Annotated in this window: 16 protein-coding genes; 6 read left to right on the forward strand and 10 right to left on the reverse strand. The window is 40.8% G+C overall.

From position 1 onward, the window contains the following. The first annotated feature begins 9 nt into the window (after positions 1-9). On the forward strand, positions 10-2,355 hold the full coding sequence (gene recD / locus LK453_RS10935) for an exodeoxyribonuclease V subunit alpha (protein WP_201541738.1): 2,346 nt from the start codon (positions 10-12) through the stop codon (positions 2,353-2,355). Positions 2,356-2,478: 123 nt separating this feature from the next. On the opposite strand, the gene LK453_RS10940 is transcribed toward recD, so the two are convergent. Together LK453_RS10940 and LK453_RS10945 are read right to left on the reverse strand one after the other, a co-directional pair. Then, the gene (locus LK453_RS10940; protein ID WP_077450320.1) at positions 2,479-3,045 is read right to left on the reverse strand and encodes a hypoxanthine-guanine phosphoribosyltransferase; all 567 of its coding nucleotides are present in this window, start codon (positions 3,043-3,045) and stop codon (positions 2,479-2,481) included. A gap of 244 nt (positions 3,046-3,289) precedes the next feature. Next, positions 3,290-3,952: a hypothetical protein gene (locus LK453_RS10945; protein WP_201537707.1), complete on the reverse strand. Its 663-nt coding sequence runs from the start codon at positions 3,950-3,952 to the stop codon at positions 3,290-3,292. A 295-nt stretch (positions 3,953-4,247) separates the two neighbouring features. Between LK453_RS10945 and LK453_RS10950 the strand changes: the two genes are divergently transcribed. From LK453_RS10950 to LK453_RS10970, 5 genes are all read left to right on the forward strand, one after another. Then, positions 4,248-6,002, forward strand: coding sequence for a TLD domain-containing protein (locus LK453_RS10950; RefSeq protein ID WP_201537705.1), 1,755 nt, complete (start codon positions 4,248-4,250; stop codon positions 6,000-6,002). 52 nt (positions 6,003-6,054) lie between these two features. Next, positions 6,055-7,911: an efflux RND transporter periplasmic adaptor subunit gene (locus LK453_RS10955; protein WP_201537703.1), complete on the forward strand. Its 1,857-nt coding sequence runs from the start codon at positions 6,055-6,057 to the stop codon at positions 7,909-7,911. A 259-nt stretch (positions 7,912-8,170) separates the two neighbouring features. Next, on the forward strand, positions 8,171-9,838 hold the full coding sequence (locus LK453_RS10960; protein ID WP_201537701.1) for a carbon starvation CstA family protein: 1,668 nt from the start codon (positions 8,171-8,173) through the stop codon (positions 9,836-9,838). Between the two features lie 149 nt (positions 9,839-9,987). After that, entirely contained in the window at positions 9,988-10,254 is a 267-nt protein-coding gene (locus tag LK453_RS10965) for a cory-CC-star protein (RefSeq protein ID WP_077450315.1), read from the forward strand. Between the two features lie 50 nt (positions 10,255-10,304). Beyond that, positions 10,305-11,315 carry an ArsA family ATPase gene (locus LK453_RS10970; protein ID WP_201537699.1) on the forward strand — a complete coding sequence of 337 codons (1,011 nt, stop codon included), beginning with the start codon at positions 10,305-10,307 and terminating at the stop codon, positions 11,313-11,315. On the opposite strand, the gene LK453_RS10975 is transcribed toward LK453_RS10970, so the two are convergent. The 8 genes from LK453_RS10975 to LK453_RS11010 all read right to left on the reverse strand — a co-directional run bounded on the left by LK453_RS10975 (position 11,312) and on the right by LK453_RS11010 (position 21,647). Next, on the reverse strand, positions 11,312-12,958 hold the full coding sequence (locus LK453_RS10975; protein WP_201541736.1) for a DUF3482 domain-containing protein: 1,647 nt from the start codon (positions 12,956-12,958) through the stop codon (positions 11,312-11,314). The genes LK453_RS10970 and LK453_RS10975 overlap by 4 nt on opposite strands. 58 nt (positions 12,959-13,016) lie before the next feature. Beyond that, the gene (locus LK453_RS10980; RefSeq protein WP_201537695.1) at positions 13,017-14,357 is read right to left on the reverse strand and encodes a DUF2868 domain-containing protein; all 1,341 of its coding nucleotides are present in this window, start codon (positions 14,355-14,357) and stop codon (positions 13,017-13,019) included. A 366-nt stretch (positions 14,358-14,723) separates the two neighbouring features. After that, complete coding sequence (locus LK453_RS10985) at positions 14,724-15,308, reverse strand: GNAT family N-acetyltransferase (RefSeq protein ID WP_201537693.1); 585 nt, start codon at positions 15,306-15,308, stop codon at positions 14,724-14,726. A 114-nt stretch (positions 15,309-15,422) separates the two neighbouring features. Next, positions 15,423-17,270 carry an ABC transporter ATP-binding protein gene (locus LK453_RS10990; RefSeq protein WP_227674393.1) on the reverse strand — a complete coding sequence of 616 codons (1,848 nt, stop codon included), beginning with the start codon at positions 17,268-17,270 and terminating at the stop codon, positions 15,423-15,425. A 50-nt stretch (positions 17,271-17,320) separates the two neighbouring features. Then, positions 17,321-17,821: a GNAT family N-acetyltransferase gene (locus LK453_RS10995; RefSeq protein WP_201537691.1), complete on the reverse strand. Its 501-nt coding sequence runs from the start codon at positions 17,819-17,821 to the stop codon at positions 17,321-17,323. Between the two features lie 5 nt (positions 17,822-17,826). Then, positions 17,827-18,354 (reverse strand): GNAT family N-acetyltransferase, encoded by a 528-nt coding sequence (locus LK453_RS11000; RefSeq protein ID WP_201537689.1) that lies wholly within the window; start codon positions 18,352-18,354, stop codon positions 17,827-17,829. 225 nt (positions 18,355-18,579) lie between these two features. Continuing rightward, positions 18,580-19,827: a 2-methylaconitate cis-trans isomerase PrpF gene (prpF, locus tag LK453_RS11005; RefSeq protein ID WP_201533630.1), complete on the reverse strand. Its 1,248-nt coding sequence runs from the start codon at positions 19,825-19,827 to the stop codon at positions 18,580-18,582. Between the two features lie 56 nt (positions 19,828-19,883). Then, complete coding sequence (locus LK453_RS11010) at positions 19,884-21,647, reverse strand: ATP-dependent nuclease (RefSeq protein WP_201541734.1); 1,764 nt, start codon at positions 21,645-21,647, stop codon at positions 19,884-19,886. Positions 21,648-21,684: the final 37 nt, after the last annotated feature.

Below are 21,684 nucleotides of genomic sequence, written 5' to 3' on the forward strand. Positions count from 1 at the left end.
GATAACTTAATGAAAACCAATAATAATACTGCAAATACGCGCGTTGAAGAGAGCTGGGCGAGCACTATTAGTGACTATATTTTGCAGCGCCGAGCTCAGACTTATTCAGCCTATGTACAGCCGAATGTTACTAACGCCTCAACAAACTTGGTAGAGGCTGATAGTTATCTATTTAAATCACTGTTTATGGTGCTTGCTAAGCAATTGGAAGAGGGGCATACCGTGCTAACCCTGCGTCAAGACGATATGGAACTGGCTTTACAGGGCAGGGTAGAGGGAAAGGTTGCTACGCTTTATGCTTGGCAACGAGATATTTTACAAAGTCTGGCAGCGCCTTTGTTTGATTTGATTGATAGCGATACGGCTCTGGCGGCTGTGACACAAGTAGAGGGCGATCATCAAGATGAACTAACACAACCTGAAGACAGCGACTCTATCTTTAACTTGCTTAATATTTTGATTACCCGTGGTACGCAACTGTGGTTACAGTTAAACCTATCAAATAGCAACAAAGCGCAGTTGGTTGAGCGTTTTAAATTGGTTCAGCAGCTATATGACTTAATGCAAAATGATAATGAGACATGTGGATTGAATCAACAAAGCACAATAAATAGCCTAAGCAAATTTATGCAACATATTGAGCAGCAGCCTTTATTTGCTCAGTTATCATTAGCATCTCTAGCAAAAGAAAATAGCCTAAGCAAAAAAAATCTAATTTCAAAACAAAGCCCCATTATCTATCAAAATAATATATATCAAAACAATCACTCAGAGCGAAATACCGAAGTAACTTTTTGGCTACACCGCACCTGGCAAGCTGAGTTTAACCTCGCTAAGACCATACAAAACATCCTAAATCAGCCGATTAAGCCGTTAGATATCAATATCCCTGATAATCTCAAAGCTCAACAGGTTCAGGCGGTTAAAGTCGCTAATGAGAATGCCTTTAGCATTATCACTGGCGGACCAGGCACGGGTAAAACTTATACTGTGGCACAGTTGGTTATTGCGTTCCAGCAGGCTCAAGCAGATAGTGATGCACAGCAAGCATTGGGGGAGAGCGCTACGATTCGATTTAGCACAGACAGCGCAGGGCTTGCTCTATCGGCGCCAACGGGTAAGGCAGCTCAGCGTATGCAAGAGTCATTGCAGGCGGCTCTAGACAGTGCTCAAGTCGAAGTACAGTTGCAAGAAGCCAAGACTATTCACCGCTTGTTAGGCATTGGCAGAGATGGTAGACCACGCTATCACGCTGGCAACCCTTTGGGTGAAGATATCATTATTGTCGATGAAGCCTCAATGCTTGGGGTAGAGTTGGCCAACTATCTGGTTAGTGCTATTAAGCCTGGCGCTCGACTAATCTTGTTAGGAGATGCTAATCAGCTGGCTGCAGTAGACGCTGGGGCAGTGCTCGCTGATTTGTGCCGTATCGATGTGTTGCAACCAATCCATGCTCAGCTGACAGAGAGCCGCCGTTTCCATGCCGATTCAGGTATTGGTAAGTTGGCTGCGGAGATTAACAAGAGCCCAGCAGATATGCAGCAGGTCTGGCAATTATTAAACTATGACGAGGCATTACAGTTCCAAAGCGTTAATATTCAAGGTATCAATGCTGACGCTAGCGATATTTATGCCGAAGATTTAGACACATCCGTTTCTAATGCTCAATTAGAAAATAGCCTAAGCAGTAAAAAAATACTCTCAAAAATCACCCAAAATTACACCCAATACTTAAACAAAATTAATCTACTAATAAAAAATCCAATAGCAAAATCCGTACCAGAAACAGTAAGTCTCACTATCTCAGATCTTATGAGTGAGTTTAATCGCTTCCGTATCTTAACCGCAGGACATAATGGCGAGTGGGGCGATCATAATATCAACGACTATCTGACCCGCTGGCATATGACGCAACTCAAGTTGCCTTTGGGTAAAAGTCCTTGGTTTCATGGCAGACCAGTCATGGTGCTACAAAACAACTATGAGTTGGGTTTATTTAATGGAGACATCGGTATTTGTTTGCAGACGCAACAAAAAGGTGAGGGTAGTCGCTTAGAAGTATTCTTTGAAAATAAAACTCAAGGTATTGCAGTCAATTTACTTAATGATGAGCTGATTGCCACCGCGTATGCGATGACCATTCACAAGTCGCAAGGTTCAGAATTTGATCATATCGCTATTACCTTTGATAACAGTAACAGTCGATTACTTAGCAAGGAACTGATTTATACAGCCGTGACTCGTGCTAAACAAAAGGTAAGTATTTATAGTACCAAACGTGCCCTACAAAAAGCAGTGCAAACTCCAACGCAACGCTACACAGGGCTCGCGTTACAGTTTCAGCAAAAAGGGTAGATTGGCTAGAGCTACTAAGTTTGGACACAAAAAAAGCACCTAGCGATTAGGTGCTTTTCTCGTTAGAAAAATCTATTTAATTAATCTGTATAATTAAATAGGTTTCCAATTTAACAGTTTTAATTAAGGCAGTTTGTCTTCTTTGATAGCATAGATACCTGGAAGATGACGTAAGTAACCATGGAAATCCATACCACAGCCATAAACGTAACGATCATCAACATCTAGACCGACGAAGTCTACTTTGAAATCCTCTACTTTACGGTCATGTACTTTGTTTAACAATACACAGCAATCAACAGATTTAGGGTTCTCTTTTTTCAGCTCTTCTACGATAGCTTTTAGAGTAATGCCTTCATCAAAGATATCATCAACCAAAAGCACATGCTCTCCAGAAATGTCGACATCTGGCTTAAATTTCCAAACTAGTTCGTTAGTGCCTTCATTTTCACGATAACGAGAAGCGTGGATATAGTGCATACGATGGTAGAAAGTAAGATGAGTTAATAATTGACCTGCTGGAATCAAACCACCATTCATAACAACCATAACAATAGGGTTCAGACCGGCATAATGTAAATTTAGCTGGGCAGCCAAACGTTCATAAGCAGCTGCTACCTCAATACTACTAATCAAACATTCTGAATTACGGAGGGTTTGTTCAATTTCTTTATTGCTAATTTGGCTCATAGTCGGTGTACACGCAGTAGTAAAAGGATCTATTTTAACAGGATTGGCCAATTTCAGCCAACCCTGTTATCCATTTTTTATCAATCTTTACAGGGCAAACGCATACTTTTAAAAAACATTAATATTTTCAGTAACTTATAAACTTAGAAAATAAAAATCTAAATTCATAACTATCTGATTTTAAATAGAATTCCTAAAAGTGTGCGTTTGCCCTGTCAATCTTTACCAATACGCAATAAATGGTTTATTTTTCAATAATGAAAGGACGATAAAAACCTACCAAACGGTTTAACGACTCTGTTGGTAACTGAGGAAGCAATTTATTAATTGCCATTTCAAGAGCTTTGTTAATTCCTGCTTTGGCCACGGGTACAGATTTACGTTTAATTAGACCCAAAGGTAGGGTTTCTGAAAAGCGAGTAATAAAGTGATCCACAACTGCATGATTCATAGCAAATAATGCTTTAACCAATTTCTCTTTATCGACAGATTCTGGTGTAACTGCATCGAAACCCTCTAGAATGGTTTTGGCAGAGGCATCATCCATCTTAAAACCAACACGAGTATTGCCTGAATTATCCTCAAATACAGTTTCGTTTTTCATATATTCAAAGTTAGGGATAACTTCTTTGTTAGAATCTTTACCCAACAAAATATTCAGCATAGTTTCGGTGGCGCCTTCAATTTTATTGACGATACCGCGCATTTTTTCTTGACGCTCTGGATCTGGAATGACACTAATCAAATTAACCAACATATTGTCTAACAGTTCACGTCCAATTTGTTGTGCAATATCATTACGTAAAGGGTAGTAGGATACATCTTTGCCAGAGTCAACAATGTGCTCGGCTTCAACAATCATATCTGCTAGCTTGTCTGTAGGTTCAAATCCAAAATAGCAAGTCATCGTAAGTCCTTTTATGAGTAATTAATGCAGTTTTTAAATATATTCCAAAAAGTATTGTTTAGCAAGACGTTCATCAACTAAATGTATTTAGTTAATTGTGCTAATATAACTTAATTGTTATAGAGCCACGTAATTCGTTTGAAGACTATCTAGTCATGACAGCATAGGCACCTGAAAATATTTATTCAATCTTTAGTTAAATGTTTGTAATTAAATACTATAATTTAATAGGTTGAGTAGCCAGACCTTTGCTAGTGCAACTCTAAAACTCACCCCTCAGGAACAGTTACGTATCATGAAAATAAAGTTTGCCTCCTCTGAAGTATCGCAGAGCTCTCCTAAGATTGCCTTGATAATGGTATCAAGTAGCGTTCTGGCACTCATGGGCTGTCAATCATCATCAACTCAGTTTGCCCCAAATTCTACCCTACAAGCTGGCTCATTAATCTCCTCAGTTGATTATCAAAAAAATACTCAACGTAACCAGCAAGCTTATCAAAATCAATTTAGCACCGATTCAGGTATTAACAGTGACGAAGAAGCTAAATCGAGACTTTTAACGGCAATAACCAATCATCTAGTAACGCCTCACGTGTCGGTTAGTCAAACTCTAAAGCATGACTCACCTTTTATTAAAAAGGGCAGTATTGATGAGGGCTCACAAAGTGCCTATAAGACTGTTTTGGATATAGCGATACAAGAAGCCTCTGATGAAGAGAATTGGGAAAAGTCTGATGCTTATAGGCAAGAAGAGGGTAGTTCTGAAGAGGCTGTTTTTATTGAGTCAGATTATGATGAAGATCATGATGAAAATTATGACTATAAAAATTATGATGCCGATGAGTATGAGGATTATAATGTCTATGAAAGTGATAATCCGTATGACGAGTACGAAGAGGATACGAGTTATCAGCAACTAATAGACACCTTATACGAGTGGTACAACCGCACGCCAGCACAGATTGAAGCTACCAATTATTATTTCAATCAAAACATGAGTTTAAATAAAATTAGTGAGTTTGACCCAGTTAATAAGAAACTTAGTATGGTCTATAGCTATGACTTTGCTTCGCCCACAACTTACTATTCGATACAGTTGCCTTTAGCGCTGGACTTCAACCGCTCTGAGCTGACTTTAGACCCTAGTGCTTTGTTACCATTAGTGGCAATAATATCTCCCGAGCATGCTCCTTTGCCTGAAGAGCTTGAAGCTACCACCGTGGCCTTTAAACTGCCACAGGACATCATTGATCAAGTTCCTCCATCAGTGATATACGATGCTTTTATTTCAGCCATTGGTTATAGCCTGAGTGAGCTTGAAACGGCAAACTTTACCGCTTTAGACATCTCTAACGATGCTTATGCCAAGAAAGTTGGGGCCCATTCAGCAGTAAAGCTTAACTTAGACGCTAAACAGACCGGTAAGTTGTTAGGCATCACTCTAAAACATATGTCTGACACACTGCAAGAATATGTGGATTTACGACCTGATTTATACCCAAATTCAAACTTTATTAAAGTAGCTTTGGAGAACTGGCAACAAACCAATAAAAAATTCCAAAGCGGTGACCTAGGGTCTTTATTTCAGCTAATCGAAGCAGTGGCTCCTTTGTCCTTCAACCAAAGTAATTATTATTACTTTGATAGCCGTGGAAAGTTAATAGCCTCTCAATCAAGCTTATTGACTGGAGGTGATTTTATGGGGGCGACAACCACGCTATTAAGTCAGACTCGATACGATGAGCGTGGCTTTAAATCTCACCCTTTAAGTGAGCTATATCAGCAGTCATTTGGGCAACCTTTTTCAAAACAGTCGCCTGCCAGCGTAGATGGCAATGCGTGGATTAAAAAAATCCAAGACCGAAAAGATAAATTGAATCAAGCCTATGCTGCGCGTAGTGATTATGACAGTGAGGATGCGTTGTTGGGTAATGAGTCACTAAACAGTATTGAGGACGAGGCCTATCAACCTTCTATTAGAATCATTGATTATGGCAATGTGAATGACTATGAGAAGGAAGGCGATTATGAGCAGCAATATGAGCAATAAGCCGCACAATAACTCAACTCATAATTTACAATTGATAGCCTTAAGGACTTCCATGAAAACCCCAAGTAAACCTGACTTATATAGAAGACAAAACAAACTGGCTGCGTTATCTCTAGCAGTCCCTTTAGTGCTTAGTGCCTGTCAGGTAGCGCCCAGCAGCGATCAAAATGCTTTTATGTCTAAAGTAAGTCAATTGCCTAGCGAGCAACAATCTCAAATGGCAAAAGATACCTTATTGCAGGCATTGCAAAATCAAAGTCGTAGTGATTATACCTACCAAGTAAATGTGTTAGGTTCTAATGAGCAAAGAAGAGAGCGTCTTGCCAATGCCACACCGCAGCAGTTAGCGATGAGTGATGTGCCCATCAATCACTGTGAACATGTTCATGATGAAGCTTATGTTGAGTTATTGCAGCAAGTAGAGAAAGCTGGCCTTGAAATATACGATGCCAAATATTCAGAAGAGAGAGAAGCCATCAAACACGCTTATCAAAAGTGTGTTGCTGCTTTAGAGCAACCTTACTCACAAGTGTCTTATGAGCAGTGGCTACAACAAGCGGTACAACAAGCAAAAGCTGATTTGGCCAATGCCGAAGCAGGTATTGAGCCAGGTAGAGCTGAAGCTGATAGGGTAGAAGCAAGTTTAGCTAAAGCTGAGGATGATATTGAAGAGGAGGATTTCGAGAGCTTTAATGAGTCGATTGATGATTCACAATCATTTAGTAGTCCGTTTGGAGACATTAGCGCTGATGCCTTGCCAGGTTATGATGACTCTCATACCAACCTAGATGCCCGCAAGGCCAAACTATTAAATGCCTATTTATTAAATCCTACGAGTATTACTGGTTCTGGAGTATATCGAGCTTCAACGGGCAAAGTAAGCATCCTGCCAACTTTCGCTTATCAAAGTCGCAACCTGCAAATGCTAAATAGCCACTTTATTTATATCGATGCCAAGCAGGGGGCGGTATATTTATGGGCCGAGACCTTTGCCTATATGTTGTCCTCTTCTATAGATCCAAATTTAGGTTTGGAGATGAAAGACAAGTGGATCAAAATAGATTTAAATGATGGTAGCCTACCCAAAAGCTTCCTTCCAGACTTGCTTAAGGCTCATCTATTGGCTAAAGACAAAATGAATGCCAATGCTTCGGCAGAGCAGTATCGCTTTACATCTCCCTCGCAGCTACAAAGCCAATCTTCTAAGCCAGATGAAAAGCATCAGCCTTACTTAAATGAGGCCGCGCTATTAATTGAACGAAATCTGACTGAACAACAGTACAATGAGGGTATGCAGTTGTATTTAACCACTGTATATGATCAGATGACAAAGAAATACCCTCAACTGCTTCAGTCAGAAAATAACAGTGAGCAAACGGATAACCGCAAATACTTTAGTAGTGAGCATATTTTCACCAAAATTTTTGATGCTATTGAAAAAGCAAAACGAGAAAATTTTGTGACTAAGCCAGACAGCCTAAGTTCTGTTAAAACCATAGAGAGTGATAGCGATGAGAAAGCTAATGAAAAAAAGCCGGCTATTGAGTATGCAATCAAGGATGAGTCATTAGCAGAGAATAAATGGTTATGGCGTAATGTCTATGGTTTAGACAATAGACAGCGCATTCTTTGGCAATTGGCACAGCGCCAAGTAGATAACAGTACAAGTCTGCCTTATGGGTCAAATGATTTGCTGTCTGGGGTTCGCTTAGAAGCCTTAACTCAATACGACAACGTATCTAGCTCTGCGCCTATGTTTGCAACATTACCAGCAGGCGCTTCTATGCCCTCTAATTCAAACAGCGTGAGCTTACAGAGTTATTTTGAAAATTTAAAGTCAAGGTATGACAAAGGTGAGGGTAGTGAACAAGGCAAAATCTTGTTTGAAAGCTTGCAACAAATCAGGTGATTCAATAAAAGCCGCGAAAAGCCAGTTAAATATATATTTAACTGGCTTTTTTATTAGCTATAATAAGATGCGTTAATTTACACAGAAGCAAGAGTTCAGTAATAAAGTCTGCTTAGGTAAGCGACTTAAAATAATACCATTACTGACTCTTTAACCTATGATTCCTTTAAGTGACTAAGCTTTTATAGTTATAAACTAAGTTGTTTCACTAGCCTTAGCAGCTGGTCATAAACAATATAGGCTTTTCAAGGAGTGAAGTATGAACAGTGCAATTGTATTGCTGTTGGGCATTTTAGCCATGCTCGCCGGCTATTTCTTTTATTCTAAATTTTTTGCTAAACATATTTTAGGGCTGGATAACTCTATTCCCACGCCTGCCCATAGTATGAAGGATGGTATTGATTACGTCCCGACCAATAAATATGTGCTTTGGGGGCATCACTTTACCTCAGTTGCAGGGGCAGCGCCAATTATTGGACCAGCTATTGCTGTAATTTGGGGCTGGGTACCTGCGGTACTATGGGTCGTGCTCGGTACGATCTTTATGGCAGGCATCCATGACATGTCCGCTGTATGGGCCAGTATGCGCAATAAGGGTCAATCTATTGGCTCCATTGCAGGTTCGGTAATGGGCGGCAGAGTACGTACCTTAATGATGGTGGTTATCTTCTTGCTGCTATTAATGGTCAACGCGGTATTCGGGGTGGTCATTGCCAATATGATGATCAAGACGCCGACAGCAGTTATCCCGGTTTGGGGTGCTTTAGTCGTTGCCTTCATCATCGGTCAGTGTATTTATCGCTTTAAGATGAATCTGGTTTTGGTGTCTACTGTGGGGGTAATTGCCTTATACGCTCTGATTTATATAGGCACTCTAGTACCAGTGGTGTTGCCTGAAACTATGTTTGGGTTACCAGATAACGCGGTATGGATTATCTTCTTATTTATATATGCTGCGGTTGCCTCACTATTACCCGTTTGGATGCTTCTACAGCCTCGAGACTACATTAACGGTCTTCAGTTATTCGTGGGACTAATCTTATTGTTTGGTGCCATATTAGTAGCGACGCCAGATATCGTTGCGCCTGCCCTTAACCATAACTTGCCTGTAGACACACCATCAATTATGCCATTGTTATTCGTAACGATTGCTTGTGGTGCTATCTCTGGCTTCCATGGTTTGGTCTCTACCGGTACAACTTCTAAGCAGATTGATAAAGAAGAAGATGTACGTTTTGTAGGATACTTCGGTGCAGTAGGGGAAGGTTTACTAGCGCTGGGTGCGGTATTGGCGACTACAGCAGGCTTCGCAACCCTAGCAGAGTGGGAAGGTATATATCAAAAATTCGGCGATGGCTCAATTGGTGCCTTCATTGATGGTGGTGCCACTATTTTAAATAATGGCATGGGAATTGAGATTGTCCTATCACAGACTATTCTAACGGTAATGGCTGCCTTATTTGCGGGCACTACTATGGATACTGGGGTGCGTTTACAGCGTTATATTTTCCAAGAGTTTGGTGAAGTTTATAACTTGCCTGCCTTGAAAAAAGGTGTGGTTGCTACCTTACTGGCTGTGGGTACCTGTCTATTAATCGCCTTTGGTGCCGGTGGTATCGATGGTTCTGGTGGTATGATTATCTGGCCGTTATTTGGTACAACGAACCAGTTAATGGCTGCCTTAACCTTGATGATTGTTACAGTGATTTTATTACGCAAAGGCAAGACCGTATGGTATACCTTAGCGCCACTGACTTTCTTATTATTAATGGCAGTATTTGCCTTAATTCTTCAGTTAAAGAGTTTCTACTTAGAGGGCAACTGGCTGTTGATCGTGATGGATATCATCATCTTAATCGCCACCATTATGGTTACCTTTGAGAGCTTCTCTGTATTGCGCCGTGAATGGAAGCAACATAGAGGTTAAACTGATCTAGAATTAAGACAGTAGCAGTATTATAGAATTTAGGATTTGAAGAAACGCTGACTTAGGTTGGCGTTTTTTTATGACGACTTACCGATAGGATGTGGTATTTTATTAACTATCATTGGAATTTATATTAGATGGAGAAGATCATGAGTGAGCAGCGGTCACTATTTAGCAGATTTGTAGAAGGGCTAAATGAGTTTTACCATGCGCCTTACCGTCAGACCTTAGCTAGAGCGGCTCGTGATGAAGAAGATTTATTTATGCTGTTACTTTTCTCAGAAAGCCTAGGTATTGATAATCCTGCCAGCTTTTATACTTTAGAGTTACAGCCTATATTTTTAGAAAAATTCCACGAATGGCATCTACGTATGGGCATGCCGCGCTGTCCACTACAACACGGTGGGTGTTGCTAGCAGAGGCTCTCAAACACAAACAAGTTAAAAATAATTAAAGAAGAATAATTATGGAAAAACTATCAAGCTTAGTTCAGCAGCTGTTACACACACCCATAATATTTGTTGGCGGTAAAGGCGGGGTAGGTAAAACCACCACAGCAGCTGCTCTGGCCGCAAAATTTGCTGAGCAACAGCAAAAGGCCTTAATTGTCTCTACCGACCCGGCGCATAGCTTAGGTGATGTGTTTGCTCTGAACTTAGCCAGCAGTTCTGCTAAGAATAAGCCCAAGGCGCTAACTGAATATTTAGATGCGCTCGAGCTTGACCCTGACCTTATCATCGATGAGCACTTTGCTAGGGTCGAGAAAACCATCAGTAGTTATGCCAACCCCGATATGATGCCGAAGATTAGAGAGCATCTGCAGTTATCAAAAAGTGCTCCAGGGGCGCAAGAAGCGGCCATGCTAGAGGCCATTTGCCGCTATTTGGTAGACAGCGTAGAGCAAGGTATTTATCATCATATAATTTTTGATACCGCGCCCACAGGACACACTTTAAGATTGTTGATGCTACCAGAGATGATGGAGGCTTGGACCGATGGACTGCTTACTCAGCAGCGACGCCAAGCTAAGTTAAAAGGCGCAGCAGATAACCTTGCAACCAAAAAGACAAAATCTGCACTAAGTAACCCGTTTGAAGACGCCAAACCGGTGGATAAATGGCAACAAGCGGTTGATGTGCTAAATGCTCGCAAGAATTTGTTTAAAAGAGCAGGTGAGCTGCTACATGATAGACAAAAAACGGCGGTGGTATTGGTGCTAACCGCAGATAATTTGCCCATTGAGGAGACGCGCCGAGCTGTGAATCAGCTAAAAGAGGCCAATTTGGCCCCAGCTGCCTTAGTGGTCAACCAGCTAATTGAGGCTGAGCAAAGTGATCAGTTTTGGCAAAATAGGGCAATACGCCAGCAAAGCTTGGTAAAAGATATCCAGAGCTATTTTGTTGATTGCCCTATCTATGGTATTTACTTACAGCCCTCAGATGTGCGGGGAAAAAAGGCGCTCACTAAACTGAATTAATCTTTTTCCTCATGTCTTGAGCGTTTTAATTTACCCGATAAAGACCAAGCAGCATCGGCTCTCAACTCTTCTGCTAGGCTACTTTTACCGCTAGTTAAACTGCTCCACTGAGGCTTGCCACGGGCTTTTTTTAGCTCGCTAGGCAATTTATTTGAGTTCCAAGTTGGGGTAGAGGTTTCCTGCAACTCAGCAATAGGGGTATCGGCGTTGGCGGCATGACCCCGATGGCGTAAGGATGCCAGTAAATCTAAAGAGCGGGTAGCAAGCAGTGTCAAGGTGGCCGGATCGATAAACAGTCGTTTAACACCTGCCAGCTTATCGGCAATGGTACCAGTATTAGATAAAAGGCCCCCTGCAAGACCGCCAATGGCCGCGCCAAGCCCTAATGTAGTGCCTAAAGCGGCAGCATCAATACCTAGCCCCAGTAGTGCTCCTGCGGCAGCCCCAGAAGTAGTGCGTATCCCATAGCTCTTAAGCAATTCTGGGTCAAAAGGATCTTGCTGATATTCGCTTAGCTCAAGCGGAGTAACCACTGCGGTGTTATCGTAAAACTTATATAGGTTTAATAACTTCTCTTGCATGGCGCGCTCGCTTTGACGAACCGCTTCTTGCATTTCTTTCAGTACCGGCATGGGATCATCATCTTCATCGATTTCTCGCATATAGGCGGCGACATCAATTAAGAAATGAGCAATGATAATAGAGGCTTGCTCATATAATTGAATCCAGTCATCACGGCGGCGCAAAATAAGCTGATTTAAAGTTTCAGGATGAGTCAGCATCGTCGCTAGGTTTTGCCAAAGCGTCATCTCATCTTCAAACTCGAAGGCTACAGAATCAAAGCGAGTTGAAATATGCAAATTGCGACGCGCCAGCATGGTTTGCCAGTCACTGATATTGGTATCTTGGCTATCTGTGAAGTTAAATACCGGCATGACTGGAATCGCTGACCAAGATAAAATCGCCAACTCGTCTTTATATTTACCCAAGACCGGTTCTCTAGCATCAATGACATAGATGGCCATGTCGCTTGAGAGTAGCTGACGAATGACTTTCGCTTCTTGAGAGTAATCATCCAAATCACTACTTAGCTCACCGCCTTGAGCAATGTCACTGGCTAAAAACTGCTGTAAACGCTCAATACCGTCTCGGCGGCTTGCAGTATTGGCCTCTAGCCAGTCCATCAATCCTGAGGCATCTTCTAATCCTGGGGTATCAAATAAGGCGACTAAGTTTTCACCGGTCTGACTGTCCTTAATCAAAGCGCGTTCTACGTGCCTTGTGGTAGCTGCTTCGTTTTTCACCTCCCCAAAATACATATCGCGCAGCAAGGTACGCAGTAAGGAGGTTTTACCGGTATTGGTATGACCCACAACAGCCAACTTTAAAGGCTCACCTTCAGAGACTGTGGTTTTTCTGGCCTCTTGCAGGTAGTCGGTCATATTTTTATCAGCCACATCATTCTGACTGGTTTCTGATTCAGATAAAGTTATAGACTGCTGCTGAGCAGAGCCGCTATTATTTACGGCTTCAGTTTTTGAGTCAGTAGCAGTGGCTCTGTCATTAGGAGCCTCATTAAAGGCCTTATCACTAAATAAACCGCCCAAATTAGAAGTTGTATTGTTGTTGTCTTGAGTGCTCATAAGTTGCTCAAATTATAATTATTAAAGTAATAGGTTTTTGGCTATAAACTAGCAGCTGTTAAGAAACTAAGCCGATATTGCGCTCAGCCAAGGCCGTTTGCCATTGTTGTCTACGTGCCGAATTGTCTTCCTCTAACGCATCAGTATCCTGTAGTAGCTGTACGATAACCCCTTGTTTGGCATGAGTAGCCAGCTTGTCTAACTTACGCATAGTTCCTCGATCGGGAAGCGCTTTGGCATGAATCCCTACTAATACCTGTACATTATGGTTGTCCAAATACTGAAGCATTCGGTCCATATCCTCTCTATCATCTAATATACCAAAATCTTCAGGCACCGTGCTGATAAAGGGTTCTCCAGCTGCATGATACCAAGTTGGATCATGATGCTTGTACTCTAATAAAGCCACTAACTTGTCGCCTTGTGTGACTTTAGCTTTAGGGGCAACTGGCTGCACTTTTTCCACAAAATCATCTTTATCAACCACTTTACGTTGCCAAAAGCTAATGATCTTTTGGTAGTAAGGTAGGTTCAGATCCAACTTCATTTTTTTACGTTTGAACATCACTGCACAAAAAGCCCAAGCTATAGCGCGAGGCACAATACCGTACATTAGCAAGCTGCCTACCAACAGGCTTGCCCATTGTCTAGCGATAGACAGAGGCATAACATCCGTAACCAATCGACTTTGAACCACAGCCTCAGCATCAGGAACATTAAAACCTACCAAACTAGGTAGCCAGCCCAGCCAATGGGTTAACGTCATCAATGCTTGATCTGAAAGTAAAGTAGACTCCCAGCTAAAACTATATTGGCGCACAATCAATAGGAAAATAATCGCGAACAGCATGCCGGTTAAGGTTGCCAGCCACAGCTGATGACTAAAGCGGCTCAGATACCAGCGCATTCCTGTGTGCTGCAGCTGTTCATCGTATAACTCAACTGCAGCTTGAGTGACATCGTCCTTGCCTCTAATTAGCGTTTTTGGACTAATAAAGCTGGTGATGATACTGGGCGATTGGCTGCCTCTATTAATAATGGTAAAAATCAACCAACCAGCCAGCATAAGCGTATGAAAGCCCAGCAAACAGACCAAGACATAGAAAAAGTTCACCACGTTAGACTGCAATAGAGCAAATAAACCTAAGAAGCCTGAGACACACCAAGCAATACTCATGATAAGAATAATGCCTTTAATACGGCCATCAATTTTGTTTAACGTGCCAGCCAAAGCGCGATTGCTATCAATGCGTTCTGCTCGGCGATGTATTTTTTGTAGGGGCGTGGCTTGCTCGTCCTGAAGACGTTCAGTAATCAATAACGGGTCTGTGGCAAAAACATGGTTGTTGGTCTCAAGTTTGCGCACCAATTCGGTCAGTTGGTCTTGTTTGGATAGCATGGCATTCCTATTTGGCTATTTTTCATCATAGACTGGTGAAGGTCTTCGTGCATGGCTTACGCCCCATCATCCAATGATACTATTAATTGTCGCTAAAAACTAAACCGTTGTTATAACAATATTCAGCACAAATTTCTATGAGTGGCTGGTAGCGTTAAGGCAGTCTGTTTGAAATGCTGCACTAAATAAAAAGACATAGCTGGTAAAATGGCCGATAAAATAAAAAAGCATTGCCTATCACAGCAATGCTTCAGAATTAAACCAAACCAACGTTAAGCCCTAATTAGCTACCAAGCTCTTAAATACCTAAATGAGCCATTATTAATAAAGTCAGCACTAACTAAGCCAACACTAAATTAGTCAGCCTTAAATTAATAAGTACAATAGGCCCACAATACCAATGGCGATTAAAAATAATATTAAATTAGACATAACGCCTTTTACTGTCACTTCTTTGGCAATAGCAGGCACAGGCATTTTTTTGCGTTTGGCCACATTTAAAATCATATCGATATGATCTAACCCATCTTCTTCATAGGGTTGACCTACTGCTTCAAAACCTAACGACTGATAAAAATGAATTAAATAGGTTTGCGCTGCAATTTGAATCGGTTTTTTACCATATTTACTATGACAGTGCTTAATAGCGCGGGTCATAATCTCTCGAGCCACGCCATGGTGCCTGTTGTCTGGTAACACCAGTACTCGGCCAATACGCGGGTTGGGATTGGTACCATTACCGCCAACATTGGGAGGAATAATACGGCAGTAGCCAATCAGGGTTTTGTCCATATGAGCCACTAGGTGTAAGCAATCAAAATCTAGCTCATCAATATCCTGATAGACACAGTGTTGTTCCACCACGAACACCTGAGAACGGGCTTGTAGGATATAGTAAATATCAACGGCGCTAAGCTCATCAAAGCCTTTAATGGTATATTTAACGGTCATTTATATACATCTTATGAGTGAGTTTTTTATTAAGGAGTATTAGTCAAAATTAGGCAGAATTTAATTTTGATGCCTATTAAAAATCAGACGAGTCCAAAAATAATGGGTAAAAAATTAGCTCTTTAAAGTTTGACTGATTTTATCCAAATTCAAGCTGTCGGACATGGCGTTGAAGATATCATAATACGCACCATGCTGGGCATACAGCTCTTCATGAGTACCAGTTTCGACCACGCGGCCATTTTCAATCACAATCAAATCATCGGCATCAATAATTTGCGAGATATTGTGTGAGACAATAATCACAGTGCGGTCTTTTTTGATTAAGTCTAAGCTGTGCTTGATCTGTTGAGTGGCAATAGCATCAAGACTGGCGGTAGGCTCATCCAAGAACACAATCGGCGGGTCTTTTAGGAACATACGTGCCAGCGCAATACGCTGCTGTTGACCCCCTGAAAGCAGTTTGGCCTCACTTTCATAGCCCTCCGGCATTCCGATAATTTGTTCATGAATAGAAGCCTGCTTGGCCGCCTCAATAATCTCTTCATCGGTGGCGTGCATATTACCATAACGAATATTATCGGCAATGGTTCCGGAAAAAATATGATTTTTTTGTAGCACTAAGCCAATTTGTTCGCGTAGATTATGAGTGTTGTAATCCTCTAGATTATGGCCATCTAAGCAAATCGTACCGCTACTGGGGTCATAAAACTTCACCAGTAAGCTAATAATAGTACTTTTACCAGCGCCACTTAAACCCACAAGTGCCGTAATGCGATTGGGGTGAATCTCAAAGCTCACATCTTGTAGTGCTTGCTTGCCATTCGGGTAGGAGAAGTTGACGTTTTTGAGCTCGATATGACCTTTTAAATCGGTGCATTCCACCTTACCGGCACTTTCAATAGCGTCATCATCATCTAAGATATCAAAGAAACCTTCAGCATAGGTTAGGGCGTTATTAATTTGGTCATAAATGCGGTGTAGCTCGCGAATGGGAGCGGCAACGTTTTGAAACAGCAAGATATGAAACATAATGGCGCCAATGGTCATCTGGCCATTGAGTACAAAATAGGAGGTTAAAACAATAATAACCACCACCCCAATTTGCTCAATAAAGCTTTTGCCAGCATTATACATAAACGCAATACTGCGAATACGTAGCTGGTTGGTGGTCATGTCTTTTTGAATTTTCCAGTGTTTTTCGGACTCAATAGGCTCACGCACAAAGGACTTGATGACGGTAATCGAGTCAATGATTGAGATAACCAAACCGCTTTTGGTCTCACGGTATTGGCGCATTTGCTTACGAAAGCCTTGTAAGCGGTTGGCCTGTCTTTGACTGACAAAAAAGTAAATCGGCACAATGATTAAGCCGACCATGCCTACCCAAAAGTTGGCGTTAAACATAATTATTAACGACACGATGGCACTGGCAAACAGCGGCAACATGTCAATAAAAAAGTTTTGTACCAACTGAGTCAGGCTACTAACGCCCAAATCAATACGGGTTTGCAGCTTACCGCTAGCGTTTTGCTCACTGGTATAAAACGACATTTTGTAGGACAAAATGCGATCGACCACTTTTTGGGACAAATCCCGTGATAGGTTAATGCGAATACGCTCGCCAAAGTAACGCTGACCAAAGGTGATAACAACGTTAAGTACCTCTTTGACCAATAAAATGGTGCTAATAAGAGTCAGCAGTTTCAAGCCCTCAACCCAAGGGTCTGGCAAGTCAACAATACCGGTCAAGGTATCAATGGTGTACTGCAGCACAAAGGCGTTGACCTGTGCGGTAAACGACCCCAAAACGGTCAATATCAAGGTTAAAATAAATAGACCCCGATAAGGCCGCGCAAACTCGCCCAAGCGTTTTAATATCGACCACAGCAAAGCGCCACGTTCAGATTTTTTGGTGGGCGGTTTGTTGTCTAAGGGGACACGTTTAGGTGGTGAGGCCATAATACATACTTAACGATGGTAAACTTCAGATTAAAGGAATTATGGTGATATCATAAGAACAGAATCATATGTTCTTCATCATAATAAATGCTCTCATATTTCAAAGCATTTTTTTCATATCCAAATACTTCAAAACCTATAGCTGAGTATAAATTCTTAGCAGGAATATTGTTCGCACCAACAGTTAGGTAAATTTGCTCTAGCTCCTTAATTGAACGAGCATTTTCAATAGCTCTATTAAGCAGTGCTTTGCCAATACCACAACTTCTTTTTTTAGGTGAAATGTACATAGCTGTAATGGTTGCACGATGTTTTAACTTTAGTAAGCATTCTCTTACCAGTGTGACCATACCTACAAGTTCGTTGTCTTCAAAAGCACCGTAAATAAATAAATGGGTTGAAGTAGTAAGGAATTCTTTAAAGTTTTGGACAGTTTGGGTACTTTCTTCTTCATAGCTTGAACCGAAGCTATCAGGATGATTTCGAAGCGCTTCAAGTCTTAGGTAATAATAATCTTCTGCATCTTTTATTCCCAATCTTCTAATATTCATTTTTATTACTTCCGTAATCCATACACCGCATGATCCAAGATACGGTCTCCAACGCGCTCAGATTGGGTAATGATACCTTCAAGAGTAAAGCCCAGTCTTTCTGGGACTGCGCGACTGGCACTATTATCCACGGCAGCTTTAATTTCAATTTTGCTTAAACCCAGCTCGTCAAAGCCGATCTTAACAAACTCTGAGGTGCAACGAGTAATTATACCTTGACCTCGATAATGTTTACTCAGCCAGTAACCTAAGTTGGCTTTTTTTAAGTCGTGGTTTATAGCATTTAAACCAATACTACCGATAACCTTGCCTTGGTAAACGATGGCACAAATTAGTGCTTCTCCCTCAGCATAGGCATGTAACACACTGCGGATATACTCTATAAAAAAATCTTCGTCATGCGCTTTAGCGGGCCAAGTGAGAAAGGTAGATAACTCTTCTCGTTGCTCAGTCACTATCTGTAAATAGTCTTTTGCAATACTAGGCTGAACCAATGCCAAGGTTAAATCATCATCAATCGTTCTGGTAAACATAATGGCTCCTAACCATGGCTCTTAAAGAATAAGGGCAACGCTAATGAATTGCTATCAAGTCTATGAGGTCTAGTCCATCATTGCTAGCCCACAGTAGCTAGGATATACAAACCAAATACGATAGCGTTCTATTAGAGTTGCCATAAGTAAACTGACTGTTTTTGAAAACCATCTCAAACAGATAGATAAATACTATACCTAAAAGTTAACTTGTAGAACCACAGATTAAAAGCAGTCACCAGGCACAAACACTTGGCCAGCCATAATACGGCGGGCTGAACGGCTCATAGAGACCTTCTTAGCCTGCCAGCGACCATCCACCAGTTCCGTCTTACCACCGACCAGAAGCGTACCAGACGGATGACCAAAGCGTACTTCAGACAGCTCTTTTGCCGATCCATTCCCAGCCGCTTCATTGACTAGCGTGCCTTGAGTGGTGGCAGCAGCAGCAATCGCAACAGCGGCGGTACCCATCATCGCATGGTGCAGTTGACCCATACTCATCGCTCTTACCACTAAATCGATATCGCTTGCCTCAACGTCTTTACCGCTAGAAGCGGTATAAGATTGAGACGGCGCTACCCAAGCAATTTTGGGGATATGTTGGCTTTTTTCCGCTTCACTCACATCTTTAAATAAACCCATAGCCACACCACCTTTGGCACGGATAATCTCAAGCTTGTTGAGTAGTTCATGGTTACTATTGATATCAGATTGTAGTTCTGTGCCTTTAAAGCCTAAATCTTCAGCCTTCATAAATATGGTGGGAATACCGGCACTAATAAAAGTTGCTGTTACTGTATCTTTATCTAACCCACAACCTGACACATCGAAGTCATCTTGCAGATTGCCGGTAGGGAACATGGCGCTTGAAGCATCCACTGGGTCAATAAATTCGATTTTGACTTCGCTTGCAGGGAAGGTCACCCCATCTAATTCAAAGTCACCAGTTTCTTGTACTTGAACTTTACCTTGGTCATCTACATAAACTGGGACGTGCGCAATAATGGTTTTGCTAATATTCTCCTGCCAAATGCGAACTTCACAGATACCTGTCTTAGCACTTTCAGTTACCTTATCTGCATCGACCAAGCCCATATTAATAGCGCAGGCACCCACAGCAGCGGTTAAGTTGCCACAATTACCACCCCAATCAATCATTGGCTTAGCAATATTAACCTGACCAAAAAGATAGTTAACATCATGATCATCTTTGTCCGATTTAGAAAGAATAACGGTCTTAGACGTGCTTGATGAGCCATTGCCTAAACCATCTATTTGCTTGCCGTAAGGATCAGGGCTACCAATTACTCTCATTAAAAATTTATCACGGGCTTCACCAGGTTGTTGGCAACGCTCAGGTAAGTCATTCAGCTTGAAAAACGTGCCTTTAGAAGTGCCGCCACGCATATAAGTCGCCGGTACCGCAACTTGTGGCGCGAAAGATAATTTTCGATTAAATTGTTTCGACATACTATTCCCTTATACAGTCGTGATTTCCGTCTTAAATTTAAATTATTAAGATGTAGTTAGCTAACACACCAGTTGAAAAAGCTTCTTATCTCATCTAAATCAGCTACACAACTTTCAATATTTTCATTATGTAATCGTTCTCTGAATCTTAACCACTCTTCATTTGTTTTAGCTTCTAAACACAAATGAGGTTCTATTGCACCTTGAGACCAAACCCATATAGATTTACTTTTTAGTTTGGATCTTAATTGGATTATATACTCTGATGCATCGTTCTCTTTTGCCATTAACTCATATACTTCACTGGCTTTATACTTATCACATTTTGAAGGTAAACCATTAGTATGTAATTTGAAACCATATTTAGGCTGAATAGTTTTTAAAACATCCATGCATCCTAGTATCGATGGGTCATTTTGATCTAATAGTTTATCTTTTCTTGCATCAACAATGGCATAATCTAGATCTGTTAAGCCCTTTGTCTCAATACCCATTCGAGCAAGTATTTCCATCATCCTAGGTATGTTGCTTGCTCCATTAGCAATTACTAATGCTAACTTATACTCACCAAAAGATTTTTCCATAACTTTATGGAAAAGAGTTGGAAGAATAGTTTTTTCAGTTGCTCCTTCTGCTATTAACACTTTATCAGAAAATAAAATTTGTCCTAGATTATAAGTATCAAACAGTATTCTTGCTTGAGCATTATTATTAGATATCGTATCTTTGAGAGCTTCTTTAAGCCTGGTGGTAGCAATAGTACCTTTATCCGTTTTTCTAATGATATTCGTAATAGGTATATCTGACTGCTCAATCATATAAGGAGAATGAGTTGAGAATACAATTTGATAACCTTTATTAGCAAGAGTTTTTAGTGACGATCGTAACAATTCAATTGCTTGTGGATGCAAAAACAATTCAGGCTCGTCAATTAATAACAAGTTAGTTTTTCCTGATTTATCGACATCTTTAGTTATCTCTGCTAAATGTCTTATTAAAGTCATTTGGATGGCTCTTTGTGAACCATGACCCATATCAGCAAAATCAGATTTTCTAGTAGTACCTACTTCACTTACTTTAATTGTTCCTTGTTTAAATAAATCAGAAATACTTGGAGTGGGGATGTCTATATTTAATGAAAGACCTGGAAAAAAATCCTCTATTTTTTCATTGATAGAAGAGTCAAAGTTGGCAAATTCTTCAAGTCTCTCAGAGCCTGTTAAACTTAATTTTTTACCCACAACTTCTAAAGCTTCATTGATTTCGGAAGCTTTGGAAGCAACTATTTCTTTTTGCAAATGAGATATTAGTTTGCCTATTGTATTACTCGCTTTGAATTTAGAAACATCCTCTGCAGAGTCTTCCATCGAGTTTATAAATGTAGGTTCAGGAAATAAAGTGGTGATAGCTTGTGGCAAACCATTTGGGTTGTCCCAGTTATCATCATTTGAATCAGAGGGATTTTTTACACCCATTTCAACAGATTTTTTCCCAAAGCCTGGTTCTTTTTGAAAGAAACGTATTTTTAATGAATTATTTTCAATATAAGGCTCTAAGCTAGAAATTTGTGTAGAGCTCAAATGAGACATAGAAGTTTCATTCAGACCTTCTACTAAGGCTATAATTTCTATAGGGTCTTCTGTCTTATAAAAGCTTGATTCACCCTGAGCTTTACCTCGTACGAGAGTATCTATACATTTTAGAATGTTTGTCTTTCCCGCATTGTTATAACCAACCAAAGGTGTATAACTTTCTAGATTGATTGAAGTATAATGACAAGATTTAAAATTTCTAATAGTGAGTTTTTTTATTTTATGCATATACTACCTATTTAACTAATGGATTTTAAACATACTT

Source organism: Psychrobacter sanguinis (assembly GCF_020736705.1).
In the GTDB taxonomy this organism is placed as follows: domain Bacteria; phylum Pseudomonadota; class Gammaproteobacteria; order Pseudomonadales; family Moraxellaceae; genus Psychrobacter; species Psychrobacter sanguinis.

Bases quoted from the DNA above. Each gene is read 5' to 3' on its own strand.
- LK453_RS10940 (WP_077450320.1), bottom strand. From the start codon at position 3,045: ATGAGCCAAATTAGCAATAAAGAAATTGAACAAACCCTCCGTAATTCA.
- LK453_RS10945 (WP_201537707.1), bottom strand. From the start codon at position 3,952: ATGACTTGCTATTTTGGATTTGAACCTACAGACAAGCTAGCAGATATG.
- LK453_RS10975 (WP_201541736.1), bottom strand. From the start codon at position 12,958: ATGAGCACTCAAGACAACAACAATACAACTTCTAATTTGGGCGGTTTA.
- LK453_RS10965 (WP_077450315.1), top strand. From the start codon at position 9,988: ATGAGTGAGCAGCGGTCACTATTTAGCAGATTTGTAGAAGGGCTAAAT.
- LK453_RS10960 (WP_201537701.1), top strand. From the start codon at position 8,171: ATGAACAGTGCAATTGTATTGCTGTTGGGCATTTTAGCCATGCTCGCC.
- LK453_RS10985 (WP_201537693.1), bottom strand. From the start codon at position 15,308: ATGACCGTTAAATATACCATTAAAGGCTTTGATGAGCTTAGCGCCGTT.
- LK453_RS10980 (WP_201537695.1), bottom strand. From the start codon at position 14,357: ATGCTATCCAAACAAGACCAACTGACCGAATTGGTGCGCAAACTTGAG.
- LK453_RS11000 (WP_201537689.1), bottom strand. From the start codon at position 18,354: ATGTTTACCAGAACGATTGATGATGATTTAACCTTGGCATTGGTTCAG.
- LK453_RS10950 (WP_201537705.1), top strand. From the start codon at position 4,248: ATGAAAATAAAGTTTGCCTCCTCTGAAGTATCGCAGAGCTCTCCTAAG.
- LK453_RS10990 (WP_227674393.1), bottom strand. From the start codon at position 17,270: ATGGCCTCACCACCTAAACGTGTCCCCTTAGACAACAAACCGCCCACC.
- LK453_RS11010 (WP_201541734.1), bottom strand. From the start codon at position 21,647: ATGCATAAAATAAAAAAACTCACTATTAGAAATTTTAAATCTTGTCAT.
- prpF (WP_201533630.1), bottom strand. From the start codon at position 19,827: ATGTCGAAACAATTTAATCGAAAATTATCTTTCGCGCCACAAGTTGCG.
- LK453_RS10970 (WP_201537699.1), top strand. From the start codon at position 10,305: ATGGAAAAACTATCAAGCTTAGTTCAGCAGCTGTTACACACACCCATA.
- LK453_RS10955 (WP_201537703.1), top strand. From the start codon at position 6,055: ATGAAAACCCCAAGTAAACCTGACTTATATAGAAGACAAAACAAACTG.
- LK453_RS10995 (WP_201537691.1), bottom strand. From the start codon at position 17,821: ATGAATATTAGAAGATTGGGAATAAAAGATGCAGAAGATTATTATTAC.
- recD (WP_201541738.1), top strand. From the start codon at position 10: ATGAAAACCAATAATAATACTGCAAATACGCGCGTTGAAGAGAGCTGG.